At 62.5% G+C, this 14,954-nt stretch carries 14 protein-coding genes; 7 read left to right on the top strand and 7 right to left on the bottom strand.

The window, feature by feature from the left end; all coding sequences use genetic code 11:
* Positions 1-20: 20 nt before the first annotated feature.
* Both AB4Z13_RS01920 and AB4Z13_RS01915 read right to left on the bottom strand, forming a co-directional pair.
* Positions 21-551, bottom strand: coding sequence for a GNAT family N-acetyltransferase (locus AB4Z13_RS01920; protein WP_442205644.1), 531 nt, complete (start codon positions 549-551; stop codon positions 21-23).
* Positions 552-662: 111 nt separating this feature from the next.
* On the bottom strand, positions 663-1,460 hold the full coding sequence (locus AB4Z13_RS01915) for a glycosyltransferase family 25 protein (RefSeq protein WP_442205643.1): 798 nt from the start codon (positions 1,458-1,460) through the stop codon (positions 663-665).
* Positions 1,461-1,683: 223 nt separating this feature from the next.
* Here AB4Z13_RS01915 and AB4Z13_RS01910 point away from each other — a divergent pair, with 223 nt between their 5' ends.
* Positions 1,684-3,612, top strand: a complete 1,929-nt coding sequence (locus AB4Z13_RS01910; RefSeq protein ID WP_442205906.1) for an adenylate/guanylate cyclase domain-containing protein — start codon at positions 1,684-1,686, stop codon at positions 3,610-3,612.
* A gap of 44 nt (positions 3,613-3,656) precedes the next feature.
* On the opposite strand, the gene AB4Z13_RS01905 is transcribed toward AB4Z13_RS01910, so the two are convergent.
* Positions 3,657-4,442, bottom strand: a complete 786-nt coding sequence (locus AB4Z13_RS01905) for a YdcF family protein (RefSeq protein ID WP_442205642.1) — start codon at positions 4,440-4,442, stop codon at positions 3,657-3,659.
* Positions 4,443-4,907: 465 nt separating this feature from the next.
* Here AB4Z13_RS01905 and AB4Z13_RS01900 point away from each other — a divergent pair, with 465 nt between their 5' ends.
* From AB4Z13_RS01900 to AB4Z13_RS01885, 4 genes are all read left to right on the top strand, one after another.
* Entirely contained in the window at positions 4,908-5,849 is a 942-nt protein-coding gene (locus tag AB4Z13_RS01900) for an ABC transporter substrate-binding protein (protein WP_442205905.1), read from the top strand.
* Positions 5,846-6,505 (top strand): L,D-transpeptidase, encoded by a 660-nt coding sequence (locus tag AB4Z13_RS01895; RefSeq protein WP_162748055.1) that lies wholly within the window; start codon positions 5,846-5,848, stop codon positions 6,503-6,505. Before AB4Z13_RS01900 ends, AB4Z13_RS01895 begins: the two co-directional genes overlap by 4 nt.
* Before the next feature lie 15 nt (positions 6,506-6,520).
* Positions 6,521-6,835, top strand: a complete 315-nt coding sequence (locus tag AB4Z13_RS01890; protein WP_439015341.1) for a hypothetical protein — start codon at positions 6,521-6,523, stop codon at positions 6,833-6,835.
* A 234-nt stretch (positions 6,836-7,069) separates the two neighbouring features.
* Positions 7,070-9,454 (top strand): calcium-binding protein, encoded by a 2,385-nt coding sequence (locus AB4Z13_RS01885; RefSeq protein WP_442205641.1) that lies wholly within the window; start codon positions 7,070-7,072, stop codon positions 9,452-9,454.
* A 60-nt stretch (positions 9,455-9,514) separates the two neighbouring features.
* Here AB4Z13_RS01885 and AB4Z13_RS01880 read toward each other — a convergent pair whose 3' ends face one another.
* Positions 9,515-10,087, bottom strand: a complete 573-nt coding sequence (locus tag AB4Z13_RS01880) for an EF-hand domain-containing protein (RefSeq protein WP_442205640.1) — start codon at positions 10,085-10,087, stop codon at positions 9,515-9,517.
* 125 nt (positions 10,088-10,212) lie between these two features.
* A complete protein-coding gene (locus AB4Z13_RS01875) occupies positions 10,213-11,139 on the bottom strand; it encodes a LysR family transcriptional regulator (protein WP_442205639.1) in 927 nt (308 codons plus the stop codon).
* A gap of 260 nt (positions 11,140-11,399) precedes the next feature.
* On the opposite strand from AB4Z13_RS01875, the gene AB4Z13_RS01870 reads away from it, so the two are divergent.
* Both AB4Z13_RS01870 and AB4Z13_RS01865 read left to right on the top strand, forming a co-directional pair.
* Positions 11,400-12,695, top strand: a complete 1,296-nt coding sequence (locus AB4Z13_RS01870; RefSeq protein WP_442205638.1) for a sensor histidine kinase — start codon at positions 11,400-11,402, stop codon at positions 12,693-12,695.
* 123 nt (positions 12,696-12,818) lie between these two features.
* Positions 12,819-13,397, top strand: a complete 579-nt coding sequence (locus tag AB4Z13_RS01865) for a TIGR00730 family Rossman fold protein (RefSeq protein ID WP_310388379.1) — start codon at positions 12,819-12,821, stop codon at positions 13,395-13,397.
* Between the two features lie 83 nt (positions 13,398-13,480).
* On the opposite strand, the gene AB4Z13_RS01860 is transcribed toward AB4Z13_RS01865, so the two are convergent.
* Positions 13,481-13,966, bottom strand: a complete 486-nt coding sequence (locus tag AB4Z13_RS01860; RefSeq protein WP_113184288.1) for a YciE/YciF ferroxidase family protein — start codon at positions 13,964-13,966, stop codon at positions 13,481-13,483.
* Positions 13,967-13,990: 24 nt separating this feature from the next.
* The gene (locus AB4Z13_RS01855) at positions 13,991-14,917 is read right to left on the bottom strand and encodes a PhnA-like protein (protein WP_442205904.1); all 927 of its coding nucleotides are present in this window, start codon (positions 14,915-14,917) and stop codon (positions 13,991-13,993) included.
* Between the last annotated feature and the right edge of the window lie 37 nt (positions 14,918-14,954).

The raw sequence follows: 14,954 nt of genomic DNA, 5'->3' as shown, positions 1-14,954 counted from the left end.
GAGCTGAAACGCCGCCCGTATCAGGCCATGAGCGGCGTCACATCATCCCAGACGAAGACGAGGTTTTCCGATCGCCAGACCGGGCCGGGATCGATGAATTCGCCGGCAAGATCGCCATCCAGCGCCCGATAAAACGCAATCGCCGCCGCATTCCCCTTCACGACGCCGAGCGCAGCTCCCCGAAACTCCCTCGCCTTGAGATGCTGCGCCAGCCGCGCAAGCAGCGCCCGGCCTATGCCGCCGCGCTGGCTGTCCGGATCGACATAGAGAAATTTGATTTCGCCGCGATCCCCAAAGATCGGCTCCGAAGGTCGGCCGGCGGCGCCGATTCCGACGATCTGCCCGTTCGCTTCGGCAATCAGCACCATCTGGTCGGCGTCGGCAGACGCGAGCTTCTCCCGCCAGCGCTGACCGCGATAGGCTTCGTCGAGCGTCGCGTGGGCCACAGCCGGCGCAAGGGTTGCGTAAGTATGCCGCCAGACCTTCACATGGAACTCGGCAATCGACTGAGCGTCGGCGATGCCTGCGACTCTGATCGAAATATCATACATCTCCCGCCTTATCCTTACCGGACAATCCGCCCGATCGTGACCGCATACCGGCGCCACTATTCCAGGCAGCCCCTATCCGATCACCTGCACCAGCGCCGGCAACAACCCCACCTAACCGGATTTCACCGTACCTGCATTGAACCTGGAGCGATCGACGAGAACATCCCTCTTCTGCCCCCACAACAGGCCGGCAACGAGGTTTCTCGCCTTGATGCTTTCGAGCTCCAGCCGGCGCAACTGCTTACGCACCTTGCTAAGCGGCAGGAACACCAGATCCTTTTCCGGGCGCACGAAATCGGCGCTCTCGGCCTCACCCTCCAGAAACCGCTGCTGGATGACGGGCGCCGGCTCGATCTGGTAGGCGGCAAGCCAGGAGCGGTGCCAGAAATGCGCATCGATCAGCGAATAGGTGTTGGTTTCTGCAAGCATGCGTTTTGCCGCCTCGGGGCCGATGACATAGCCTGCCAGCCCCACGCGGTTCTGATAGACGCGGGTCGCGCCAAAACGGCCGGCCTCGTCCTGCCATGCGCGCTTGCGGTTGAGAATATGGCGCCGCGGAGCGAATTCGAGATCGTAGACGCTGTTCCACGCATCGTTGCGGGCTTCGATATTGGCGAGGACGGCGGCGATATCGTCTGATAGCACCGCATCGTCTTCGAGGATGAGCATCTTCGCGCCATGCGCGATTACCGCCTGCCAGGCCTTGCGGTGGGACAGGAAGCAACCGATGTCCTGCCGGCGCGTCGGGCTCGGCCAGTTGCTGGCAGCCGTCTGGCATTCCTCGGCCGTGAGATCGCCAGCTTCGAATGCATCGAGAAACTCGAAGGACAGGCCGAGTGCGGCCATCTGCCGGATCTGGAAGCTCCGCCGAACCTCCTCCGCCTTGCGGCTGATGATCAATATTCTCAAGTGAACTCCCTGGCGCCCGATGCCTGCCCTGTCAGCGCAAGCATATAACCGTGTTCCGATGCGAGCAAAAGTGCGGAATTCGCGAGCAGATGCCACCGGCCGAAGCGAGTTCGTGGCCGCTTCGCGCGACAATCAGAGATGCCGTTCTGGCGGTGTGCTGGTTGCGCTGCTTCCGTGGGTGTAGACTGCCGGCACTGTTGCATGTTCATGCAAGGCAACGATGATGAGTACCCCCGCACTCGACCGGAAGCTGCTCGCGATCCTGGCGGCGGATATGGTAGGCTACTCGAAGGCGATGGAGGCCGATGAAGCCGGCACCATCAGGCGACTGAAGGCCATCCGCGCCGACCTGATCAATCCCGCCATATCTGAACGCCATGGCACCGTTATCAAGCTGATGGGCGACGGCACGCTTGTCGCCTTCGACAGCGTGGTCGATGCTGTTGCCTGCGCCGCGGAGTTTCAAAATAGCGTGACCGCACGCAACGCCGACCTGCCGGAGCCAGAGCGCATCATCTTCCGCGTCGGGATCAATCTGGGCGATGTGGCCCTGGTGGATGGCGATCTCTACGGGGATGGGGTGAATGTCGCCGCGCGTCTGGAGCATTTGGCCGAGCCTGGCGGCGTGATGGTGTCGGGGACGGCATACGATCACCTCCAGGGCAAACTCGACTGGCCGCTCGATTTCGCCGGCGAGCAGCAGGTCAAGAACATCAGCCGCCCGGTGCGGATGTATCGGCTGAGGCTCGACGGCAAACGGGCCCGTCGCCCGCTTCTCGAAATGATACCGCACTGGGCCGGAACGGCTGCGGCGGCAATCATTGCGCTTGCTCTGGCGGGCGGCGCGGCCTGGTGGTTCCTGCAGCCCGAACCTTTGAGCGGCAAGCCCTCGGTGGCGGTGCTGCCCTTCGACAATTTTGGCGGCGACGAGGCGAGCGGGCGTCTGGCCGATGGCCTGACGGAGGACATCATCACCGACCTCGCGCGGTTTCCCGAATTCGAGGTGGTGGCGCGCAATTCGACGGAAGTTTTTAAAGGCAAGCCGGTGGATGCCCGCCAGGTAGCAACTGCACTCCATGTCGGCTTTGTGCTGGAAGGCTCGATCCAGCGGCAGAGTGGCCGGGTACGGATCACGGCACAGTTGATCGATGCAAACACCGGCCACCATCTCTGGTCGGAGAATTGGGACCGCCCCGCCGAGGACGTGTTCGCCGTTCAGACCGAAATCGCAGAGCAGGTCGCCAACCGCCTCGGCGGCGGCGTCGGACTGATTCAAGAGGCCGGGCGCGCCGCAGCCAAACGCAAACGGCCTGAAAACCTGAATGCCTACGATTATTATCTGCTCGGCTCCGAGAAGATTGAAAAGCTCACCAAAGCCGATGAGGACGAGGCCATCACGTTTCTCAACCGCGCCATCGAGCTGGACCCAGGGCTGGCACGGGCCTGGGTAGAACTTTACCATGCGCATGAAATATTGAGTTTGTTTGGCGTCGATCCCGAGAGCAACCGCAAGGCGGCCGACGATGTGGCCGAACGCGCGGTGCGGCTTGATCCGAGCGACGCCGAAGCACATGCGGTGTTTGGCATGAGCCTTGCCAACAAAGGCGACATGGGCCGCGCTAAGTCTGAGCTGGACACGGCCCTTCGCCTGGCGCCGGGTTCGTCCGAAATCCTGACTTTCTATACCGGCTATGCAGCACGCTTCGGCGAACCCGAACGCGGCGCTCAAATGGTCGACCAGGTAAAGCGGCTCGACCCGAACTATCCGATGTGGACGTCCAACTTCTTCTCACCCGCCTATTTCATGGCGGGCCGATATGAGGACGCCGTGAAGATGCTCGAGCGCATGACGCCTGACAGCTACCAAAAGTGGACCTGGGTGGTGCGCAGCAGCTCGCTTGCGGCACTCGGTCGAACCGACGAGGCGACTGCTTCGGCAAGCGAAGCTCTCAAGCAGCACCCGGACCTGACTGTGGAGGGCATGATCAATGAACCCGGCCTAAGCTCAGTAGAGCGCAACCGGTTCACAGAGACGATGCCATTAGCCGGCTTCCCGGCATGCGCCAAACCCGAGGTGCTGGCGAAACTCGCCAGACCTGTGCGGCTGCCGGAATGCGAGGCAGCGAAAGCGGACCCTGCCGGGCAGCCATAGAACAGCCCTCTGCAACGCGCTTGCGAGGCGCAAGCCGCCTGCCCTCACTGCGGATAAAGGGTCGAAACGCGCCCGGCGAAATAATAGGCGACGATGCCGATCCATTCCCGCAGGCCCGTCGTCAACAGGTCGGCATTGTCGATTGGATGGCCGGCCGACAGCGTCAGGCCCTGTTTTCCAGTCGTACGGTAATCGGCGACCCAGGGCGTGACGTCCATGCCCAGATTGCGGAAAATTGCCACCGCCCGCGGCATGTGGAAACCTGATGTCACAAGCAGGCAGTGGTCGAGGTTCAGCCGCTGCAGGATCACCCTGGTATTGATGGCGTTCTCATAGGTATCACGCGACTCCGCGTCATATTCGACACGTGCCGGGTCGATATGGAAATCGTCGAACATCCGGCGGATGATATCTGCTTCCTTGACGTAGCCGCCGGTGAGACTGCCATCGCCGCCAGACATGATGATCCTGGCATTGGGATAGACGCCGGCCAGCCGTACCGTTTCGATATAGCGATCAGCCGCGTCATCCAGGTTGTAGCCACCGCGCACGCCATCGACCTTTGTCGCGATCCCGCCGCCGAGCAGGACAATGCAGGCGACATTGGCAGGTGCGGCCGGCCGCGGAAAACGATCCTCCAGCTCCTGCACAATCAGCGCACCCGATGTGGTATAAAAGCTCACGAAGATGAGCGTGAGCGACAGGAGCCCGGCCGCGATGGCGAGCCGCCGGATACGGAAGATCATCAGAGCGACGCTGAGCGCGATCAGCAGGAAGCCGATCGTGACGGGTTGGGACGTGAGCCAGAAAACCTTCGCGAAGAAAAACATGGGCGTGCCGGTATCCTACTGAAATGCGGCCACGAAAGCCTATTCGTGGATTCGGGGCAAGTCTGGTTTTTGGGAGACGTTCTGCCTTCTCCAGCCGATCAGGTCAATTGATGAGGCGAGTGGCGCGTAAGTCCCACTCCTCCTTTCCGCTTCGCCGCTCGCCGCACGAATTTACGGCCGCATTTACGGTAACGTACTTCCCCGGCATGCGCGTGGTGTGTTTAGGACGTGTGCAGCAGAGGAGCGCAGACATCGCGCCCGCCGGCGTTCGGCATCGTATATGCGCCGGAGCCCCCGCCATGGCGAGTGCCATGATAGGTGGTATCGGGTTCGTCGCGCGGCTCCTCCGCGCCATCGAGGATCGGAAACGGAGGGGTTTCTGTGAGACATCATCACGAAGACAGTCCGAAACATGCGAGGCGCACGCCCGCCGGACCGCCGCAAAGTTTCAAGCGACCGGCGGCCATGCTTGCCGCTACGGTATCGCTTTTCATCGCCTCGGCATCCCTTGGCAACCTCCAGGCCGCCGATCTCGTGATCGCCGTGCCGAACTGGCCGTCGGGACAAGCGACGGCCAATATCCTGAAGGTCGCGATCGGCAAGAACTTCGGCCTCACGGCCGACCTGCGCGAGATGGGAGAGCTCAATGCCTTCTCGGGGCTGGAATCCGGCGAGCTCGACATCCACCCGGAGGTCTGGCGGCCGAACCTCGATGCGGCAATCGAAAAATATGTCGATGAGAAGAAGGCGGTGGTTCTGGCCAAACGCGCCGTTGCCGCCTGGCAGGGCCTCTGCGCCACCGAGGACGCCGAAAAGGCTGGCATCAAGAGCGTCAAGGATCTCTCGGATCCTGAAAAGGGCGCCCTGCTCGATACCGATGGCGATGGCCGCGGCGAGCTCTGGATCGGAGCGGCAACCTGGACCTCGGCGAGCATCGAGCGGGTGCGCGCCTTGAGCTACGGTTACGCCAGCAACCTCACGCTGGTGGAGGCGGAAGAGGATGTCGGCATGGCAGCCGTCGATGCAGCTGTCGCCACCGGCCGGCCAATGGTCTTTGCCTGCTATGCGCCGCACAATGTCTTCGAACTGCACAAGGTGACGCGGCTGGAAGAGCCGGCTTACGATCCCGCACGATGGAAGATCGCGCCCGGCAGCGATCCGCTCTGGATCGAGCATTCGAAGGCCGATGTCGCCTGGCCGCCATCGGAATTCCACATCGCCTGGTCGACGTCTTTCGGTGCCAAACATGCTGACGTCGCCGCCTTCCTGGAGAAGGTCGACCTGACGCCTGAGGAAGTGACTGCCATGACCTACGCGCTGCAGGTGGAACGGACGCCGCCCGCCGATTACGCGGAAAAATGGGTGGCCGAGAATGCCGCCCGCATCAAGGGATGGGCAAAACCATGAACCGGACATTGCAGAAAGCTGCGCTGACCGCGCTGGCGCTTAGCCTCGCCGCCTATGTCGCCCTTGCGGCCGGCACGCAGATCTACGATCCCAAGACGCGCCAGTGGGTCGATTACGACAAGAATACGGCGCGCAAATATTTCGCCCGTAACAAGCAGGTTCCGGATGCCTTCCGCCGGCAGGTCGTGACCTTCCGCACGGCGGAGGAGCCTGGCACGATCATCATCGACGGCAACCAGCATTTTCTCTACCTCGTGCAGCCGGGCGGCCAGGCGATCCGCTACGGCATCGGGGTCGGTCGCGAAGGCTTCGGCTGGGCCGGCATCGTGCGCGTGGGGCGTACCGCCGAATGGCCGACCTGGACCCCGCCCGCCGAGATGGTGGCCCGTGACCCGAATGCCGCCAAATGGGCGGCCGGCCAGCCGGGCGGCCCCGACAACCCGCTCGGAGCCCGCGCGCTCTATCTCTATGCCGGTGATGCCGACACGATCTACCGCATCCACGGCACGCCGGAATCCTGGTCGATCGGGCTCGACGTATCCTCGGGCTGCATTCGCATGAACAATGACGACATCATCGATCTGCACTCGCGGATAAAGGTCGGCGCCAAGGTCATCGTCCTGATGCAGGGCGCGGCCCTCTATAAAGGCGTCTGAAACGGGGGAATTAGTATGCGCATGTCCTTGAAGAGCCGGCCGCTCCCGGCCCTGTTCCTTTGCTCGCTATCGGCACTTGCCGCCTGCCAGTCGGCCCCGCCGCCCGACCAGATGTCGCGCACGGCGGTCGAGACCGCTCCTGCCGACCTGCAGCTGCTCTGCGCCGATGCCGCCGCCAAACAGGCCGGTCTCGACAGGGCGAAAGTCCTGCCGACGAGTTCGCGCCCGGTCGAAGCCGGCGGCTTCACCGTCGATCTCGACGCCTCGGGCCGCAAGTTCGCCTGCGTCATCGACCGCACGGGCGTGGTGAGGAGCGTTCAGCCCGCGTAAGCGCGGGCCGCTCCCAGCGCCCGCTATTTTATCCCGCCGAAAGGTGAGAGCCCCGATGCCTGCTCGTCGATTTGATATTGCGGGCGATCGACGGGTTGCATGTCCATACCGTTCTCTTTTGAAGATTGTCGGGACTGTCGGGCAATCGTCAAAAAAGAACGGTATGGTAGCAATACGCATCGGGTCTGCAGCGCGTTCATTTTCTCGGGACTGTCTATCTGAGGAGGAAGGTAAATGCCGTTTGTAGAATCTCAGGTCAACACGTTCACGGTCAATTCCCAGTACAGTACTGTGACCACACAGCTGCCGGGCGGCGGATGGGTGATCACATGGGCCTCCACTCTGGAGGATGGCAGCGGCACCGGCGTCTACCAGCAGGTCTTCGACGCCACAGGCTCCCCGTCCGGTCCTGAAACCCGCGTCAACACCTTCGTCGAGGGCAATCAGGAAATGCCGGCCATCGCGGCCCTTGCCGATGGCGGCTGGGTGATCACCTGGGGAGACCAGGGGATCTCCACGCCTGGGGTCTATCAGCAGGCATTCAACGCGGACGGCACGCCGCGCGGCAGCGAGACCCAGGTCAACACTTTTGAAGGCGCCGGACAGGGGTCGCGGTCGGTCATGGGGCTAGCCGATGGAGGCTGGGTCGTCAGCTGGCTGTCGGTAGGCCAGGACGGTTCCGGATACGGGATCTACCAGCAGGCCTTCGCTGCCGACGGCTCCAAGATCGCCGGAGAAACCCGGGTCAACACCCACACCGATGGAAACCAGTGGCTGGGCTCGATGGCGCCACTCGACGGTGGCGGCTGGGTCGCCACCTGGTCATCGCCCGGGCAGGACGGTTCCGAAACCGGCGTATTCCAGCAGATCTACAATGCCGACGGCACGCCGCACGGCGGGGAAACCCTCGTCAATACCTACACCGATTCCTATCAGGACAGCCCGACCGTGCTGGCACGCGACGGCGGTTGGGTCGTCATCTGGGAATCGAATGGCCAGGACGGTTCGAGCGGCGGGATCTATCAGCAGGCCTATAATGCCGACGGAACACGGCTCGGCACGGAGACACGCGTCAATACCACGACGGACGGCAACCAAGCCTATCACGGCTCCGCAGCATTGGGCGACGGCGGCTGGGTGGTGATTTGGCTTTCGGGCGACGACGGCCATATCATGCAGCAGGCCTACAACGCGAACGGGACGCCGCAAGGCGGCGAGGCCCAGGTCGATACCGACGGGATATATGCATCGAACCAGAAGGTGACGGCTCTGGCCGACGGCGGCTGGGTGGTGACCTGGACGGTGATGGGATTCACCGACACCTTCTACCACGTCTACCAGCAGGCGTTTAACGCCGACGGGACGAAAAACGGCGATGAGGCGCTCATCAACGCGCTGACCCACAGCTATAAGGATATACCCCAGGTGGCGGCGCTCGATGACGGCGGCTGGGTCGTCAGCTGGGCGTCCGACAGTGATTATACCGATGTCCAGGGATATGACTCCGGCATCTTTCAGGTCCGCTTCGATACCGACGCCCATGCGGTGGAACTTCCGAGCAACCGCATCTACGGCACCTATCCCGACAAGAACCTCGTTGGCACGGCCGGCGACGACGCCATATATGCAAGCTCCGGCAACGATACGCTGACAGGCCTTGCGGGCAATGACCATCTGGACGGAGGATACGGCCACGACCGGATGACGGGCGGCCTGGGCGACGATACCTACATTGTCGATACCTCGGCCGACAGGGTCGTGGAGCTGGCAGGACAGGGTACCGATACGATCCTCGCCCAGGTGAGCTATTCGCTGGGGGCCAATGTCGAGAACCTCGCCTTTGTCGCGGAGGGTAACCTGTATGCGAGCGGCAACGCGCTCGCTAACGTCATCACGGGCAATAGCGGCAACAATACGCTCGGCGGCGCTGCCGGAAGCGATACGCTTTCCGGTCTCGATGGCAACGATTATCTCGATGGCGGGGCCGACAATGACAAGCTGGACGGCGGCTCCGGCGATGACATACTCGCCGGCGGTACCGGCGACGACACCATGGATGGCGGGGATGGAAACGACAAATACAAGGTCGACAGCGCCGGCGACGTCGTCCACGATACCGGTGACAGCATCTGGGATTGGAACGATATCATCTATTCCACGGCCGAAACCTATTCGCTCGCGGGAACCGGCGCTGAAACACTGATCCTTCAGGCGGGCGCCGTGACCGGGATCGGCGATAGCGGCAACAACCAGATATCAGGCAATTCTGCAGCCAATACGCTCGTCAGCGGCGGCGGCAGTGATGGCCTGGCCGGCGGCGGCGGCGTTGATACTTTCGTCCTCGCCGCACCCAGCGCATCGAACTTCGCTTTCATCAACGATTTTGGCGCGGACGATTTCCTGTCGTTCCAGTCCGGCGATTTCCAGGGCATGACCACATCCACCCTGGATTTCCATGTCGGCAAAACCGCCATTGGCACAGACGCCCAGTTCTACTTCAACACCTCCGACCGCACGCTCTACTGGGATGAGGACGGCACCGGAGGAGACGGCGCCGTCAGAGTTGCCACATTCAACGGAGCCTATGTCCTGCAGTCCGGCGACTTCCTGTTCGCCTGACTTCCTGTTTGTTTGATCAGGCGCCGACGCAACATTCGTGGCCCCGCCGGCGCTGCTCTCCTATTTGAACTCGTCATAGAGCGAGAGCAGCGAGGCTTGCTCGGCAATCGTCGTCTTGATCGTTTCCGCCATTGCCGGCTTCTTGCTCTCCGCATCCATCGCCTCCTGGAAATTCTGCAGCGCTTCCTTGGAGGCTTCCAGGGCCTGCGCCCGGATGCGCTCGGCCATGTCGGCATCGAGATGGCCGACCTTGAGCGGCAGAAGGATCTTCAGGCCCTCGATGATCTCATTCTTGTCGATCGCCCCCTTGCCGGTCGGATCGAAGGTCGACCAGCGTTCTTCGGCGGCATCGATATCGAAGATCCTGTTATCGGCATCGGCCAGCCGCTTTTGAGCGGCCATGTACTCGTCCTTGCTCATCAGCCCGTCGCCATCGATATCGGCATCGTCGAGCGTCTGCTGGGCGGTGCGATCGTAAAGTTCGGCCAGCAGCTGATCATCCGTTTTTGCCGGAACCGTATTCACCAGCTCCCCGGTTGTCTTTTCGTATTTCCCCTCGCCAAAAACACTGACGGAGACTCTGGGCATATAGCTGAACAGGTTGCGGGTTGAATTATCGGAGCCGACGATCACGGTGCTTCATCCTTTTGTTTGGCGTGTGGATGCGCGCAAACTGGAAAGCAGAACTTGCTTGAAACTGGCCGAAAGCGGGTATCTGCGCCTTGTGTTACAACTGTAACGAAATTCCCGGAGAGGGGCTATTCTCGTGCCCGCAGGACCGAGGGATAGGCAGCACTGCCCTCCCCGCCAAGCCGCTCCAGCATGATATCGATCAGCGCCCGCACCTTGGCCGGAACATGCGGCCCCGGCGGGCGCACGACGTAGATCGCCCCCTCATCCAGATAATAATCGACAAGCACCGGCACGAGCGTGCCCTTGCGGATCTCATCGGCGACGATGAAAGACGGCAGCTCCGCCACGCCGAGCCCGGCGAGCGTCCAGCTCAGATGCACCTCGGCATTATCGGTCAGAAGCCGCCCGTTCGGGCGGATCGACACCATGCGCTCGCCGACACGGAACTTCCATTCCGGAATATGGCGCCCGGAATAGATGATGCAGTCATGCGAAAGCAGGTCTTCGGGCCTCCCCGGGCGGCCATGGCGGGCGATATAATCGGGGCTGGCGACGATGAAGGGCCTGACCGGCGCGATGCGGCGCGCAATCAGCGAGGGGTCGCGCAGCTCGAAGAGCCGGATCGCCGCATCGTAATGCTCGCCGATGAGATCGACGGCGCGGTCGGAAAAGGACACGTCGAGCTCGAGGCGCGGATGGCGGCCGGCGAGCTCGGTCAGGATCGGGCCGAGATAGCGCTGGCCAAAAGCAAGCGGTGCGGCAAGCCTCAGACGCCCGGTGACATCGCCGCCGGCATAGGTGGCGACCGCATCCCGCGCTTCCTCGAGTTCGGCCAGGATGCGCCCGCAGCGCAGCTTGAATTCAAGCCCGGCCTCCGTTGCGCTGATGCCGCGCGTGCTGCGGTTGATCAGCTGCGCGCCGAGATCCGTTTCCATGCGTGCGATGCGCCGGCTGACGATCGATTTCGAGACGCCGAGCTGCTGGGCGGCGCGGTTGAAGCCGCCGCTTTCGACCACCGCCACGAAGCTTCTGATATCATCCAGGTCGATCATCTGCGTTCCACTGAGCGCAACACCCTGTTGACGGAAGCGGGCATTGTGCCGCCCTTGCCCCCGCTCTAACCTGCCACGACTCTATTCAGCCTGATGGCTACTATCATGACGGATGTGGTGTCGCCAATGGCGGCCGCGAGGTGGATGCGCGCTCAAAAACGGCGCGCGCCCACAACGGGAAACTATTGTCTCAAGCAAACTATTGCCCCCGCTGAAACATATGGGCCGAAACATATTGGCTGAACACATAGGAAGAGCGCATGGCCGACACGCCGATAGCGAGAAACATCGCTGCTCGATGGAATGACGCCAGACGCAGCGAGCGATCTGCCGAACAGGCGCCGATCGTCGTCATCAAGGGCGGTGCCGGAAGCGACCTGCCGGCAAAGCGCCCGCGCGGCGAGGCGCACCATACGGTCTCCATCCATCACCTCCCGGTTCCGGTCCTGCAGCTCGATGCCATGGGTCTCAGGGCGCTCTTCGCCGGATTGAAAGCCAGGGGTGATGCCGAGCACCTGTTGTCGAAGGGCCTATGGCAGGGTGGTATCGCGCAGGCCGGCCTTTTCATCGCCGATGCCAACGAGATGGCTGTTTCTCTTTTACAGGCCTCTTCGTCAGATGATCTCGTGGGGCCGGCGAGCTACCTGTTTGCGGCTTCGCCCGAGACCATCAAAAGGCTGATGCGCGCCTGGTTTGACGGAACCAAGCTCTTCTCGGAGCCAATGAAGATGCGCAGCTTCAAAGGCGCCGTCCTCGATGTCAAACTGTCGGTTACCTTCCCCTCGGCCGAAAGTCTCGACACATTGCTCGTCGTGCTGGAGGATATCACCGGGCGGAGACAGCCACACGAACACGAGGTCGACCCGCTGCATACGGCGCGTCTTTCCATGCTCGGCAGGCTTGCGACCTCGATCGCCCACGAGGTGAACCAGCCGCTTGCCGCGATCGTCACCGACTGCGAAACCACCATGCGGCACCTCTCGCGCGACGAGCCCAACCTTGCCAAACTCGGCGAGCTTGCCGCGCGCATGGCGGCGAGCGCCCATAGGGCGAGCGAAATCGTCAAGCGCGTCCGGGGCATGGCGAGCGGCCAGACGAACACGCGGATGCCGCTCGATCTGAACGACATCGTCAAGGACGCGCTGTCCTTCGTCGGCCATGAGACCGATATGCACGCGATCCGCCTTTCGGTTGCGTGCGGGCCCGGCCTGCCTGCCTTCCTCGGAGACCGCATCCAGATGCAGCAGGTCGTCGTCAACCTACTCGTCAATGCCATCGAAGCCGTCGTCAGCAGTGGCAGGCGGCCGCGACGCATCGAGATTGCCACCAGCGAGGCGGACGGGAGGGTCCAATTCTCCATCCGCGACAGCGGTGACGGCATCTCAGCTGCCGATCTCGGCCGCATCTTCGATTGCTTCTATACGACGAAGCAGGACGGCGTCGGCGTCGGCCTCTCCATCTGCCAGTCAATCGTCCTTAACCACGGCGGCGATATCAGCGCCGCCAATGCCGGCGATGGCGGCGCCCTCTTCCGCGTCTCGCTGCCGGCGGGCTGACATTGCGTGATCGGCGTTGTGCATATCGGGACTGACGCCGCACAGAGCCTCCCGACAGCTTTCCTTTGCGGCAGCCGGCCGCTAATGCGTGTGAGCAAAAGCATAGGAAAGGCGCGCCCGATCATGACACGTTCCATCAAGTCCATCGCGGTATTCTGCGGATCGAACTTCGGCGCAACGGAAGATTTCGCCGATGGCGCCCGGGCGCTCGGCCGGGCCATGGCCCGTGAGGGTATCGGCCTCGTCTATGGCGGCACGACAAAGGGCCTGATGGGCGTCGTCGCCGATGCCGTGCTCGAAGCCGGCGGCACGGCGCATGGCGTCATCACCGAAAGCCTGCACCAGCGCGGACATTCCCACCCGCGCCTGACGACAGACGAAATCACGCCGACCCTGCGCCTGCGCAAACAGCGTATGGCCGAACTCGCCGATGCCTTCATCGCGCTGCCAGGCGGCATCGGCACCATGGAGGAACTGATGGAGGTCTGGACGATGAACCAGCTCTCCGAAATCGACAAACCGGTCGGCCTGCTGAACTCCGCCGGATTTTTCGACGCGTTTCTGCAATTCATCGACCATATGGTGGAAACGAAATTCCTGCCGCCGGCCCATCGATATTCGATTTCGGTCAATGCGGATGCGGATGGATTGATCGAGGAGCTACGCGCGTTTCAGCGGGTTGAAGTGCCGAAGTGGCTGTAAGGCGCGCTCCCAACCGGATGTTCGCCGGGCAAACGAAAGCCGGCGTGCTCTGTTAAAAGCACGCCGGCCAATGACGACCAGTATCAGGCAGCTTCGGCATTCACCGTCGTCTCGGCGATCTCGGACAGCAACTCGTCGGTTGCCTCCTCCTCGTCGAGGGTTTCGGCAAGCAGGGCCGCGACCTCATCGAGGCCGAGACGTTCGGCCCAGGCGAGCATCGTGCCATAGCGGCTGATCTCGTAGTGTTCGACGGCCTGGGCGCCGGCGAGCAGGCCGGCATCGAGTGCAGCCGTTCCCTCGAATTCCGACATCACTTCCTTGCCTTCCTCGATGATGCCGAGAATTGCCTTGCAGGGCTTCTGCTCGGCGGGCTTGTCGATGATGTCGAAGATCTGTTCCAGACGCTCCACATGGGTGGCGGTCTGGGTGGCATGGGTTTGGAAGGCCTCTCTCAGTTCGGTCGCCTGGGCCGCTTCCGCCAGTCTCGGCAGGGCTGTCAGGATCTGCTTTTCTGCGAAGTAGATATCCTTGAGCGTTTCATAGAGAAGATCGTTGAGATTCTTTGGCATGGTCTTGTCCCTTCAGGGGTTGGATCAGGTATTTCTGCCAAGCGTGTATTCTTCGACGACGACGGCAGGCTTGGTGCCGGCAACACCGCCGAACCAGGCTGCAACGACGCCGAGCACGAGCGCGAGGAAGCCGAGGAGTGCACCTCTGGAAACGGCCGTGGTCGTGGCCTGCGCTGCAACGAGCGCCTGCTGGCGGGCAGCTTCGACCGTAGCCTTGTAGTTGGCTTCATATTGATCGACCTTGGTGCGCGCCTGATCGACGGGGATGTTCTGGGCCTTGGCCAGAGCATCGGCAGCATGGGCCTTGGCATCATCGACGCCGGCCTGGTTGCCTGTTGCCACGGCCCGCATGGCGGAGACTGCGGCAGTCTGCAGGGCCTGCGGCTCGTTGCCACCGCTCGCATCGCGGATCTGGCGTTCGATATCGCCCATCGGATCGGTGGCCGAGGCAATTGCCGGTACGGCAGCGGTCACAGCAGTCGCCGCACTGTTGCCGACGCCGCTGACCACGCCCGAAAGGCCGCTGAATGCACCGCCGACAAGAGCACCGACGGAGGTTGTCAGAAGATAGAGAATGACGAGCGTCGTCACCGCCCAGGAGGTGATGCCGTGAAAACCGCCCGTGGATTGGCTGGGACGGCCTGAGAGGCGGCTCGCGACATAGGCGCCGATGAAGGCGGCGATAATGCCGGCAACGACGAACCAGAGGCCGCCGATGATGGAAAAGGTGCTGGCGGCCGGATTGTCCGATCTGACGGGATCAAGCACGGCAGCGCCGATGCCGACACCGAGCAGGTTCAGAAGAAACTGGGCGGCAAGCGCGAGAACCACGCCGGCAAATACCGCTCCCCACGAGATCTTGTTGAGGGCGCCGGTAAGCGAGGGATCGAAGACCCCGGTATCGGCGGTCACGGCATCGCCGCGCGGCCGGGAGATCGATGGCTGGGCCATCGTTGGCTGAGAGGTGGGCATAGGCATATTCCTTTGG

It is taken from the genome of Rhizobium sp. YAF28, assembly GCF_052113285.1.
Taxonomy (GTDB): domain Bacteria; phylum Pseudomonadota; class Alphaproteobacteria; order Rhizobiales; family Rhizobiaceae; genus Rhizobium.
The sequence above is the reverse complement of the archived record's forward strand: the minus strand, read 5'-3'. Positions and strand labels throughout refer to the sequence as shown.

Coding starts and splice junctions, on each gene's coding strand:
- AB4Z13_RS01875 (WP_442205639.1), bottom strand. CDS start 11,139: ATGATCGACCTGGATGATATCAGAAGCTTCGTGGCGGTGGTCGAAAGC.
- AB4Z13_RS01900 (WP_442205905.1), top strand. CDS start 4,908: ATGCTTGCCGCTACGGTATCGCTTTTCATCGCCTCGGCATCCCTTGGC.
- AB4Z13_RS01920 (WP_442205644.1), bottom strand. CDS start 551: ATGTATGATATTTCGATCAGAGTCGCAGGCATCGCCGACGCTCAGTCG.
- AB4Z13_RS01865 (WP_310388379.1), top strand. CDS start 12,819: ATGACACGTTCCATCAAGTCCATCGCGGTATTCTGCGGATCGAACTTC.
- AB4Z13_RS01885 (WP_442205641.1), top strand. CDS start 7,070: ATGCCGTTTGTAGAATCTCAGGTCAACACGTTCACGGTCAATTCCCAG.
- AB4Z13_RS01855 (WP_442205904.1), bottom strand. CDS start 14,917: ATGGCCCAGCCATCGATCTCCCGGCCGCGCGGCGATGCCGTGACCGCC.
- AB4Z13_RS01860 (WP_113184288.1), bottom strand. CDS start 13,966: ATGCCAAAGAATCTCAACGATCTTCTCTATGAAACGCTCAAGGATATC.
- AB4Z13_RS01890 (WP_439015341.1), top strand. CDS start 6,521: ATGCGCATGTCCTTGAAGAGCCGGCCGCTCCCGGCCCTGTTCCTTTGC.
- AB4Z13_RS01910 (WP_442205906.1), top strand. CDS start 1,684: ATGAGTACCCCCGCACTCGACCGGAAGCTGCTCGCGATCCTGGCGGCG.
- AB4Z13_RS01905 (WP_442205642.1), bottom strand. CDS start 4,442: ATGTTTTTCTTCGCGAAGGTTTTCTGGCTCACGTCCCAACCCGTCACG.
- AB4Z13_RS01895 (WP_162748055.1), top strand. CDS start 5,846: ATGAACCGGACATTGCAGAAAGCTGCGCTGACCGCGCTGGCGCTTAGC.
- AB4Z13_RS01870 (WP_442205638.1), top strand. CDS start 11,400: ATGGCCGACACGCCGATAGCGAGAAACATCGCTGCTCGATGGAATGAC.